Origin of the sequence: Acinetobacter sp. (assembly GCF_049284435.1) — a bacterium.
GTDB lineage: Bacteria > Pseudomonadota > Gammaproteobacteria > Pseudomonadales > Moraxellaceae > Acinetobacter.
The window spans coordinates 1-11784 of record NZ_JBAPXX010000127.1 but is presented as its reverse complement, the minus strand read 5'-3'; the positions used below and the strand labels follow the sequence as shown (position 1 = coordinate 11784).

11 protein-coding genes are annotated in these 11784 nt (G+C 44.2%); 5 read left to right on the top strand and 6 right to left on the bottom strand.

Annotated features, from left to right (window positions below):
- Positions 1 to 873, top strand: an 873-nt coding sequence (locus tag WAK81_RS11095; protein ID WP_422196857.1) for an aldehyde dehydrogenase family protein, incomplete at its 5' end; no start/stop codon positions are given.
- A gap of 29 nt (positions 874 to 902) precedes the next feature.
- On the opposite strand, the gene WAK81_RS11090 is transcribed toward WAK81_RS11095, so the two are convergent.
- The 3 genes from WAK81_RS11090 to WAK81_RS11080 form a co-directional block, all read right to left on the bottom strand.
- A complete protein-coding gene (locus WAK81_RS11090; RefSeq protein WP_422196856.1) occupies positions 903 to 1910 on the bottom strand; it encodes a pirin family protein in 1008 nt (335 codons plus the stop codon).
- A 141-nt stretch (positions 1911 to 2051) separates the two neighbouring features.
- Positions 2052 to 2651 carry a hypothetical protein gene (locus WAK81_RS11085; protein WP_422196855.1) on the bottom strand — a complete coding sequence of 200 codons (600 nt, stop codon included), beginning with the start codon at positions 2649 to 2651 and terminating at the stop codon, positions 2052 to 2054.
- A gap of 323 nt (positions 2652 to 2974) precedes the next feature.
- Complete coding sequence (locus WAK81_RS11080) at positions 2975 to 3520, bottom strand: glutathione peroxidase (RefSeq protein ID WP_004281007.1); 546 nt, start codon at positions 3518 to 3520, stop codon at positions 2975 to 2977.
- Between the two features lie 190 nt (positions 3521 to 3710).
- Here WAK81_RS11080 and WAK81_RS11075 point away from each other — a divergent pair, with 190 nt between their 5' ends.
- On the top strand, positions 3711 to 4607 hold the full coding sequence (locus WAK81_RS11075; RefSeq protein ID WP_422196854.1) for a DMT family transporter: 897 nt from the start codon (positions 3711 to 3713) through the stop codon (positions 4605 to 4607).
- Between the two features lie 446 nt (positions 4608 to 5053).
- Here WAK81_RS11075 and WAK81_RS11070 read toward each other — a convergent pair whose 3' ends face one another.
- The 3 genes from WAK81_RS11070 to WAK81_RS11060 are packed head-to-tail and all read right to left on the bottom strand — an operon-like array spanning position 5054 to position 8015.
- Complete coding sequence (locus WAK81_RS11070) at positions 5054 to 5623, bottom strand: L-threonylcarbamoyladenylate synthase (RefSeq protein WP_422196853.1); 570 nt, start codon at positions 5621 to 5623, stop codon at positions 5054 to 5056.
- 41 nt (positions 5624 to 5664) lie between these two features.
- Positions 5665 to 6804 (bottom strand): DNA-processing protein DprA, encoded by a 1140-nt coding sequence (dprA, locus tag WAK81_RS11065; RefSeq protein ID WP_422196852.1) that lies wholly within the window; start codon positions 6802 to 6804, stop codon positions 5665 to 5667.
- 56 nt (positions 6805 to 6860) lie between these two features.
- Positions 6861 to 8015 (bottom strand): LysM peptidoglycan-binding domain-containing protein, encoded by a 1155-nt coding sequence (locus WAK81_RS11060; protein WP_422196851.1) that lies wholly within the window; start codon positions 8013 to 8015, stop codon positions 6861 to 6863.
- Positions 8016 to 8135: 120 nt separating this feature from the next.
- Here WAK81_RS11060 and def point away from each other — a divergent pair, with 120 nt between their 5' ends.
- The 3 genes from def (at position 8136) to WAK81_RS11045 (ending at position 11274) form a co-directional block, all read left to right on the top strand.
- Complete coding sequence (def, locus tag WAK81_RS11055; RefSeq protein ID WP_004644875.1) at positions 8136 to 8666, top strand: peptide deformylase; 531 nt, start codon at positions 8136 to 8138, stop codon at positions 8664 to 8666.
- 92 nt (positions 8667 to 8758) lie between these two features.
- Complete coding sequence (locus tag WAK81_RS11050; protein WP_422196850.1) at positions 8759 to 9172, top strand: DUF2946 family protein; 414 nt, start codon at positions 8759 to 8761, stop codon at positions 9170 to 9172.
- A gap of 71 nt (positions 9173 to 9243) precedes the next feature.
- The gene (locus WAK81_RS11045) at positions 9244 to 11274 is read left to right on the top strand and encodes a TonB-dependent copper receptor (RefSeq protein WP_422196849.1); all 2031 of its coding nucleotides are present in this window, start codon (positions 9244 to 9246) and stop codon (positions 11272 to 11274) included.
- Positions 11275 to 11784: the final 510 nt, after the last annotated feature.

Genomic DNA, 11784 nt, shown 5'->3' with positions numbered 1-11784 from the left:
CTGATCTTGGATGCAGGCGCACCCAAAGGCGTCTGGACCAATCTGTTTATCAGCAGTGATCAGGTCGCTGAGGTGATTGCAGACAAGCGCGTGCGTGGTGTGGCATTGACAGGTTCAGAAGGTGCGGGTAGTGCCGTCGCTGAACAAGCCGGAAAACACCTTAAAAAATCCACACTGGAACTGGGTGGCAATGATGTATTCATCGTACTGGATGATGCGGATCTGGAACGCGCGATTAAATTAGGCTGTCAGGCACGGGTCAATAATGCCGGGCAGGTGTGTACAGCGGCGAAGCGATTTATTCTGCATGAAAAAATTGCAGAAGAATTCAAGGCTGGCATGATCAAGGTATTTGAAGGGTTAAAAATTGGCGATCCGCTTGATCCTGAAACTACATTGGGTCCACTGTCTTCCGCTGACGCTTTGGAAAAGCTGACCGAACAAGTCGAAAAGGCCGTAGCGCAAGGTGCAACTTTGGTCACTGGCGGTAAGGCTGTAGAACATCAAGGCAATTTCTATGCGCCGACCATTCTAGAAAATATCACGCGTGAAAATGAAGCCTGGTATGAAGAATTCTTTGGCCCGGTGGCGCAAATCTATGTAGCGAAGGATGATGATGAAATTGTCGAAATTGCCAATGATTCCAATTATGGCTTAGGTGGCGTGATTCATTCACAGGATATCGAGCGGGCGAAAAAGCTGGCGTCACGGGTGGAAACTGGCATGATCTGGATCAACTGGTTTACTGATACTGCGCCCGAATTGCCATTTGGTGGAATCAAAAATTCCGGTTATGGACATGAACTCTCCATTGACGGTTTCAGAGAATTTGTGCAGAAAAAACTGGTCGTCGTCAAAAGCCCGAAAAAATAATATGAGCTGATCCGATGTCAAAGAACCCACTATTCAGTGGCTTCTTTGTCTGGATATTCTTCACGTTTGCCGCCTTCATAACTGGCAAAACGTGGATGTTCTGGTGGAAATGATGGTTCAGCACTTGGCCAAGGCCAGCCACCAAACTGGGTTTCGCGATAACGGCGAAAAGCAGTATCCAGTTCTTGCGCACTATTCAAAACAAAAGGCCCATGCATGGCAACAGGTGCGCCAATCGGTTCACCCTCCAACCATAAAATATGTGATTCCAGCAGCCCACCTTTGAGCTGAATATCTGTATCCGGTTTGAGTTCCAGTAGATGCTTCGGCGCTATCTTCTGTCCTTCAAGCTCTAAGCTTCTACCTTGATAAAAATAACAAAAACGCGTCGCAGTAGCAGTGCTGGCAGGAATGGTTAATTCTGCTTCCGGCTTTAAAGTGATTAAATAAATATTGAGTTGATTCTCTGGAATGGCTGCCCATGAATGTGGCGGCCGATCCAGTGCCTGAGTCTGTTTAAACTGTCCTGAAATGACTCGGATCTCCGCTTTACGTCCGGCCGCATCGGCTGAAAATACATGTGGAATCTGTTCACGCCACAACATTTTATAATCGGCCGGCTGCTTTTTCTGTTCTGGTGAGGAGTTCAGCCAGATTTGAAATAGCTCCAGAGGATTGTCCTGATCTTGATGGACTAAGGGAAACATCTCGCAATGCTGCACCCCATTGCCTGTGGTCAGCCATTGCACATCACCCGCGCCATAACGTCCCGAGTTTCCCTGCGAGTCAAAATGATCGACATAACCACGCTCGACAATGGTAATGGTTTCAAAGCCAGTATGCGGATGCTCCGGAAAGCCGGGAATACTCTCGCCATAATACATATCATATTCATGCTGCTGTGGCGGGGAAACTGGGCCTAATTTAGAATTGCCTTGCGGATAATGATCTTGATGATGAACGGTAAAAATAAAAGGATTTTTCAGATCAAGCCGGGATGTGACTGGAACCACAGAATACAGCACTGAATTCGACATGATTGAAATCCTGATGATCTGATTAGATGAAGATTCCCGATCTAAATATAATTTTTATAATCCATAACAGTGTATAGCCTGCAAGGCGATTGAGGAAGACGTGTTTCGATCAATCGCCTCAAAATGAGATTTTTAGGTATTTTAAGTATTTTCCTGATCAGTATTGCTCTCTGATTCCTTATCTGGATTCTGGATCAGCAAACCGGCCAGTTTGACCATTTCGGATTGCACATTGACCATCTGCGATTCAATCTTTTTCAAGTTCACTTGGCTGAAATCCACCTGACCGTTTAAAAGAGGAGAAGCCAGAACTTGCTGATTGGCGGTCATAATGTTGTCACGAATCTGGTCAATTTCCTGACTTTTCAAGTTCAGGTTACCCAGCACCTGATTGAAACTGCTGAGTTGCTGCTGTAGTTGGGTCGCGGTGGACTGCAGTTGCTCAGTATCTTTGGCTTCGACCGCTGTTTGCAGTTCGGTTTGGGTCTGTTTTAACTGTTCTACATAACTGCCGGCCTTGAGCTGCAAGTCGGCCACATCACGAACCATATAAAACATATTGCCAGATTTAAGTTCGGTTTGCGCTGCTGAGCTCTGTTGCTGAGCGGTCGGCTCAAGATCTGAAATCGTCGTATCTGCCTGTTCAGCCGGTGCTTCAACGGCCTGTTCACAACCCATCAGTAAAATTCCAGAGCTAAATAATGCGAAAGGAAGGACAGCATTGGCAAGAATCTTGGACATGGAATCAGGGTCTCGATACAGGTGATGGAATTTTATTAGTATCTAATATAAGGACAAACTATGGAGATAAAAAAGATTGTTGCAAACTCATAACAATTCTTCTGGGTTCCGAACGTTTCTCTATTCAGAAACAGGAAAAATTTTATTAAAAACTGGTAAAGAAGTACTTTGTTCTTACCGAATTGGCGTGTTCGGTCTGCAATTACTTTAAAGATATGTCCGGTGAATCTCAATTTAGCTAAATAGCGGTTTTAAAAAAATAAGTATCTATCAAGAAAATAGATACTTATTTCAAGCTTGAAGCTTATGGGTATAATCGAGAATTATTTTGCAAGTTCTGCATTAACTGCATCTACAATCCGTGGATCATCTGCAGTGATGTCTGGTGCAAAACGTGCCACTACTTCGCCATTTTTATTGATCAGGAATTTTTCAAAGTTCCAGAGTACTTCTGGTGGCTGGTTTGGGGTTAGGCCATAATCGACCAGATCTTTCCACCAAGGACCTTCACCGATACGTTCCGGTACAGCCTGCGTAAGGGTGGTATATAAAGGATGCTTGTCTTCGCCCGCGACAGAGATTTTAGCAAATAGCGGGAAATCGACTTTATAATTCACTGAACAGAATTCCTGAATCTCGGCTTCGCTACCCGGTTCCTGTTCCAAAAAATTATTGGCAGGGAAGCCCAGAATTTCCAGACCTTCCGCTTTTTTGTCCTGATATAGTTTTTGTAAGCCTTCATATTGCGGCGTCAGGCCACATTTAGATGCTACGTTAACCACCAGCAAAACCTTACCTTGGTACTGGTTTAAAGTGGTTTCTGTTCCTTCAATGGTTTTGACTGGAATGTCATATACAGAGCGAGTCATTAGATTTCCTGTTTATTGCGACTGAACGGTATTTGTTTTAACGGGTATTCGCTTTCAGTACAAGTAGAAACAGGTGAGCTCAGTTACTTAAAGCTGCAAATTGCCTCAATATTATGTGAAAAATCTATTATGCTAGGATGCGCAAATAGGCATAGCTTAATAACAAGACCAGCGACTCATGGATGAAAGTATGACACAGCAACAAAAGGCAGTCTGGTGGGCCATGGCCTTACCACTGGCCGCAGTTTTGATTTGGTCTCTGAATATGACCGTCACCCGCTATGTGGCAGATTATATTTCTCCCATCAGTATCAGTTTTTATCGCTGGGCCTTGGCCTTACTGATTTTAACTCCATTCATGTTGCCCAAAGTCAAATCGGCGTGGCCGCAGATCCGTCCGCATCTCGGGCATTTTGCTATTTTGAGTGCGCTGGGAATGGTGCTGTATCAGGGGTTGGCTTATAGCTCAGCACATTATACCACTGCGACCAATATGGGCCTGATCAATGCCTTTATTCCTATTTTTACCATTATCGTGGGTATTTTTGTTTTAAAGATTCGCCCGACACGGGCTGCAGTGCTGGGGAGTCTTCTGTCCTTTATTGGCTTGATGTATGTCATGGCACAAGGGCAGGGCCTGCAGTTTTTAACTGTCGGTGAAAGTTATATTGGCGATCTGCTGATGTTGATCGCAGTATTTTTCTATGCCTGTTATGGCGTGTTTCTGAAAAAATGGCAGATTCAGATTCCACTCTTAATGAGCCTGTATATCCAGATTTTTATGGCCTTTCTCTATCATATTCCTTTGGTATTGATTTTAGGTCTGGACAGCATCAATCACGCTAACGCAGCCAGCATTATCTATGCCGGAATTTTCCCTTCCATTGCTGCGCCGTTATTCTGGATGATGGCTGTGCAGCAACTTGGTCCCAATCGCAGCAGTATTTTTATGAACCTGATGCCGGTTTTTACTGCGGTGGTGGCGTATTTGTGGCTGGGCGAAGCTTGGACCATGTATCACAGTATCGGCGGTGGCATCATTTTACTTGGAATTCTCTGGGCACAATATCCTGGAAGATCTGCTTAATCAGGAATTAAAAGAGCTGAATAAGAATTTTGGTTGATTAAATATTGAGTGGTTAACCAAAATTTTTTTAATTGAAATCCCCTTTTAAATGCTAATTTTCCAAGGTTAAAACAAATAGAAAAATATCGTTTTTATTTTAAAAACAGAATAGAAAGAGCAAGATATTTTGAATATTGGTCAAAAATTGTTTGTTATTAATAGATAATATGTATTATTCGATTGTTTTATTGTACTTGTTGTTGTGTTTGGTTTCTTTCATAATGCGCCCATCGAGAATGATCAAGCAAAAAAATCCTTGTTTTATCAGACTCCCAGAGATTTTCTGAACCCTCTGGATGTGATTTATGCACATCCTTTTTTATGCTCAGCCATCCCTATATGGCTGAGCTTTTTTTTGTCTTAAAACTTTAGTCGGGCTTGAGTGTCCTGACTAAATCAGACAGGACTCAGTCACGAATAACTACGCCAGTCACTGCATCAATGATCCGGCTTGGTTGCTGACTTAAACCGAGGTCACCATTTAGATAATTCAGGTTCTGGTCAAAATAGCGGATCGCATCCTGCAGTGAACGGGCAGGTTCCATACCGGCAGGATTGGCACTGGTAGAAACGATAAAACCGCCAAAGGCCTGACATAATGCCACACAGAGCGGGTGAGTGGTTACACGTACGGCCACTTTAGGATGATGACCTTTAATCCAGTCAGGAATGTCTTTATTTGCGGGAAGTAGCCAGGTGGTCGCGCGATCAGCAGGTCTATCATTGCTCCAGGATTCAATCACTTTTTCACGCATTTCTTCGGTTAAATCCTGCAACAGATGTTCTACCTGTGAAAGATGAGCTGCCAGCAAAATCACGCCTTTTTCAATCGGGCGCTGCTTCAATTCTAAAATCTGATGAAATGCCTGTTCATTATAGGGGTCGCAACCCAAGCCCCAAACAGCCTCTGTAGGATATGCCAAGACTTGTCCGTCTTTAAGCCATGCTGCTGCTTCGGCAACAGAGGTAGTGATCATGTGGATACCTTATATTAAACAACAAAGCGCTATTGTGAACCTTATTTTAGAATCCGACAACGTAGATACAGGCCGGCTTGCTGGGTACAAAAACCGAGTAATTCCAGTTCCATCAGTTGACTGGTCAGGGAAGATACCTCTTGCTGCACCTGCATTCCCAGCTTATCCAGAGTCTGCCCCACCCAGTCCAGTTGGTTATACAGACTGAGTAGATGTGGCGGAATTTGCTGTGATGTTGCTTCAGCAACTTTCGTTTTGGCGGTGTTTTCCAAAGCTTGCCATTGCGTGGCCAGCGCCAGCTCTTCGATTACCTGCTGTGGATGGTCAATCAGAATCGCACCCTCACGAATCAGTTGGTGACAGCCCTGATGATGTGTACTGTAAATATGTCCCGGAATGGCAAAAACGGTTTTGCCTTGCTCGGCTGCCAGTTTGGCCGTAATCAGAGAACCACTTTTTAACGCAGCCTCTGCCACAATGACGCCTAGGCTTAAACCACTGACTATTCGGTTGCGCCGTGGAAAATGGTGCTGCAAAGGCAGTGTATCTGGCAGAAACTCACTGATGACAGCACCGCCATGTTCGATAATTTGCTGGCGCAGTGACTGATGTTGGGATGGGTAGGTTTGATCCAGTCCGGTGGCCATTACCGCAATCGTGCCTTGATGTTGTAGCGCAGCCCGATGTGCAGCTTCATCAATGCCGTGTGCCAGACCGCTATTGATATAGAAACCCTGTTCACTCAAATAAAAAGCAAAATCATAAGCCACTTGCCGGCCATGCGGACTCGGCTTGCGACTACCTACAATTGCAATCTGTGCCTGAAGCAAGGTGTCAGGCCTGCCTTGACCAAAAATGATCGGTGGTTTATCTGCATAAGGATGTAACTGCTGCGGATAATGCGAGTCACTGTGCAGCAAAATAAAATCGCTATCCTGCTGGATCTGCTGCAAACATCGCTGAAATTTCTGCTGTGCTTCGGGGCGATGTAACTCTTTTAAGCGCTGTACATGATTGGCATGAATACCCAGTGCCTGCCAGACGGATACCTGATCCGGCTGAATGGCATTGGCCAGTTCGGCATAGTGTTGACTAATTTTATAGAAACTCGAAAGGGAATGCTGAACCAGATACCATAACGTAATTGTTTCCAGTTGCGCGCGTGATAACGGGTTCAGCATATTGAGACCTATAGGGTTGTCTTCTTATTATTGAGTTTTTTTATTTAGACAAATATTTATTCATCTAAAAGGGGCGGTTGAATCCCTGCACCCATCTTGATTGGTAATTCACTTTCCAGCACATAAGCATAGCTTAATTGATCGAAGGTTTTAAATACCATCACTTGTCCAATACGCTCGCCCGGCAATTGCACACGTTCTTTAGTTTTAGGATCAGTTACCACTTCACCTTTTTGATTCACGCTAAAGACATGGCCCGTCTGAACCCCATGTGCCGTACCACGGTCAATAGTGACAACACTATGACGCGCTGCTGTACCAATCGACCCCAGTACACGCACAATCTGACCACCAGGCACAATATTTTCTGCATTGGTTGGATAGAACAGAGTTGGTAACATCGGATCGTATTCAGCTAATACGCGGTCACCACGACGCACTTCTGCATTGTAACTGTCAGTCAGTTCAAGTGTGGTCACATCACCTTCGCTACGTACTGCAATACCAGATGCCACCTGTTGCAGCTCAAGTGCAGCAGTATATTTCTTGCCGTTTGCATCCGTAAATACATACGGTTCCGCTTCGCGATACACCGCATAGCGTTGACCCACTACCAGGCCGTGACCACGTGCATAGACTTTCTGGCCTTTGCCAGCCAGTACGCGCTGATCTGCAGTTCCGAGAATGTAGGGTGTGCCCTGAACTGAATCTGGCGCCAGAAGGGTATAGCGTTCCAGCCACTGCTTGATATGTTCAAGCGGAATCACGGGAATGGTATTATTTAAAGATTCAACACGAATCTGGGGTTGCAGAGAAGTACTGCCCAGATAGCGGCTGATAATCCCTTCACAACCATCACCTTCGTCTTTACCAATAATCGGACGGCCCTGGTAATCGCACATGAGCAGACGGTCGCCCGGGAAAATCCAGTGTGGATTTTTCACGTGCTTATTACTGGCCCAGATTTCCGGCCAACGTACCGGATTTTTCAGGAAGCGTTTCGAGATATCCCAAAGCGTATCGCCTTTTTTCACCACATAAACGTTCGGTGCATTGGCTTTTAATGCCGGTGGATTGACGTTGCGTGCAGGTGCTGCCTCAGCAGAATGAATGGTCCCCATACTGACGCCGACACAAACGGCAAGTGCCAGCATCTGATTTTTAAACCCCAAGGCACTAAAAAATGGCATGCCCTTCAAAACCTTTTTCATTATCATAATTCCTAAAATTATGTGCGTAGTTGCGTTATAATAACGATCTTACACACATTTTTTTGATGAAGCATTCCCTTCATTTAGTTTTTTGATCAATGGCATAATTGAGGACGCAGTATGGCCTTATTACCTATTTTAAGTTTCCCGGATCCCCGTCTTCGTACCATTGCACAACCTGTCGAAGAAGTGACTGATGAAATTCGTCAGCTCGCTGCGGATATGTTTGAAACCATGTATGAAGCACCAGGTATCGGACTTGCCGCGACTCAGGTGGATCGTCATATTCAGCTGATTGTTATGGATCTGTCTGAAAATAAAGATCAACCGATGGTGTTTATTAACCCCAAAATCACACCATTGACTGAAGAAACGCAGCCCTACGAAGAAGGCTGTCTATCAGTTCCTCAAATATACGATAAAGTTGACCGTCCGTCACGTGTAAAAATCGAGGCAATTAATCTGGAAGGTCAAGCATTTGAGCTTGATGCTGACGGACTTCTCGCTGTGTGTATCCAACATGAAATGGATCACTTAAATGGCAAATTATTTGTTGATTATTTATCACCATTAAAACGTCAACGTGCACGTGAAAAAGTGGAAAAACTGGTACGCCAGCGTAATAAAGACAAGGTCGCAGTCAAGCGCTAAGTCCATTATTTTGGTTCAATTTAATGTCAAATAAAGCCCAATTTTAATTGGGCTTTGTTATACTGGGCATCAGCATATTTTAGGGTTGATCTGTGTTGTTACGAGGTGGGCTGCTACTGGCATGTGCAGCTGTGTTTCTACAGATTGCTGTATTTCTACAGCCGTTGTTACCGAAGCAATATCAGGTTGCGCCGGTTTGTGAAACCATCACGCGTGCACTTTTTGTAGCAACAGACCCGCATGCGCAGCATAGTATAAGCGAACATACCCATTTCAAGGTTCAATCCGACCATGCTGAGCATGACCATCATGCTGCCAATCATCAATGCCAGTACTGTACCGTCTATGCCAATCTGATCTTGCCGCCTGATCTGGATATCCAGCAGGTACTTGACCGGATTCATGTACGTTTAATTGCTTATCAAAAAACCTTTAAGCATGTCTGGTTTGTCCTTCAGCAGCTCTTCTTAATTCCTCAGGGACGGGCACCACCACTGCCTGCATAAATCTGCATTTTTTCGCTTGGGTTGTTATTGACTCAAGCCATGCTTTATTTATGTATTCAGTGAGATAAAAAATGGCTCAGCCTAAATTCTTTTTACAGCCACTTGCGGCTGCGATCTGTGTTGCCTGTTATTCACAAGTCACCACGGCAAATGAAACCCTTGCTGTGCACACTATGGCGCCGATTGTGGTGACCTCTGCTGCGGGTAATGATGCCAATGGACTGATTGTCCGTGCTGATCCGAAACAACCAATTCAGCCGATTCCTGCCAGCGATGGTGCCGATTATTTACAGAGTATTGTCGGCTTTAGTGCGGTCAATAGCGGTGCCGGCACCAATGGTGATGTGACGTTCCGCGGCATGTTTGGTTCAAGGATAAAAATCCTGACCGATGGCACCGAAAACCTGGGCGCCTGTCCAAGTCGTATGGATTCGCCGACCTCCTATATTTCCCCGGAAAGCTATGACCGTATTTCGGTGATTAAAGGCCCGCAGACGGTTCAATATGCCAATACTGGCTCTGCGGCAACGGTCATTTTCGAACGTACACCGGAACAGTTTGATCAAGATCAAAACTATCGCGGTCAGGCCAGTGTCTTGATGGGCTCTTTCGGACGCCTTGATCATAATGTCGAAGTTGCAGCAGGCGATGAACAGAAATATGTCCGACTCAATACCAATCGTTCGGTATCGACTAGCTACCAAGATGGTGATGGAACCACTGTGCCTTCAGATTGGGAACGCTGGAATGCGGATCTGGCTTTGGGATGGACTCCAGATGCAGATACCTGGGTAGAGCTGACGGGTGGTAAGGCGGATGGTGAAGCAGTTTATGCTGGCCGTGCAATGGATGGTTCCAAGTTCGCACGCGAAAGTCTGGGTTTACGTGTTGAAAAGCACAACGTCACGGATGTGATCCAAAAGATAGAAGCACAAGTGAACTACAACTTTAATGACCATGTCATGGATAACTTTAGTTTACGTGAGTTCCAGCCTGGAGGAATGATGAGTATGCCAATGGCGACCAATGTGACACGTAAAACATTGAACGCGCGTATGGCAATGACCAGTGAATGGGATAAATTGCAGCTGATTACTGGTATTGATAGTCAGAATAATGAACATACTAAACGTAACGGAAGTCTGATGACGCCGTATCAAACTCAGCCACGAACTAAAGATATGGAATTCCAGTCTGTGGGGGCTTTTGGAGAACTGAGTTATCCGCTCAGTGATAACAATAAGTTGGTATCTGGTGTCCGTCTGGATCAGGTCAATGTAGACGCTGTTCAATCTCAACAGGAACGCAAAGAAACTTTACCGAGTGCCTTTATTCGTTTTGAAAATTATCATCCTGATCATGATGATGGCAAGACCTATATTGGTCTGGGTTATGTCGAGCGTATGCCGGATTACTGGGAATTATTCAGTCCTAAAACGGGAAATGATAATGTTAATACTTTTGCCAATATTGATATTGAAAAGACATTACAGCTAGATTTTGGTTATCAACATGAGCATGGTCATTTCAATTCATGGGCATCCGCATACGCAGGTTTGGTTAATGATTATGTGTTAACGACATATAAACCTACTGGCATGAGGGGGATGTTAGAAGCACATACCCGTAATGTCGATGCCACCATCGCTGGCGCAGAAGCTGGAGTTGGTTATCAGTTTACTGACCGCCTGCAGGCCGATATCAGCGCCATGTATGCCTGGGGTGAAAACACTACAGACAATACGCCGTTGCCACAAATTTCTCCTTTAGAAGCCCGTGTTAACTTGCGCTATGTTCAAGACAAATATAATTTTGGATTGCTATGGCGTGTAGTGGATGGTCAAAACCGGATCAGTCTTAACGAAGGTAATATTGTGGGTTATGACAACAAGCAGAGCGCAGGCTTTGGCACTTTGTCTTTAAATGGTAGCTACCGTGTCATGGATAGCGTGGATGTATCAGTCGGAGTCGATAATGTCCTGAACCGGACTTATACCGAGCACTTAAACAAAATGGGTGCTTCCGGTACAGGTTTACCAACAACCGAGCAGTTTAATAATATGGGACGTAATTACTGGGCACGTGTCAGTATGAAATTCTAATTGTTGCTTAATATTCCAAAAGCCATTGCTAAATAGCAGTGGCTTTTTTTAATTTTTAGGGTTGGCATTCATTTTTCTATATTTAAATAGAGCATCTCTATATAGAAATAAGACCGGATAAAACAAATTTTGTGTATATAAACGCCAGGTTGATGAAGAATCAAACAAGAATAGAATGTGAATTGAACGATATAAGTCATGTGATAAAGATTTTTATAATTTAAATTTAATTAAAACAATATCTTGTGGATGTTGTGAGTATGGCTTTTAGGATGTGCTCAATAAAATTTAAAAATAATGAAAATAAATTAACTATATATAACAATGTCTTATATTTTTATTGGTTTGAAAAATAAACACACGATAAAAAATCTTTGCAAGAAGTGTTGCAAGGGATCTGAAATGCTGTAGAATGCACATCCATCGGCGGTGATGAAGATTAAAACTTCTGATAAAACAGTGACTTAGTTGAGTTTGATTGAGTTGGGTTTTATTTGACAAGTTTAAAAA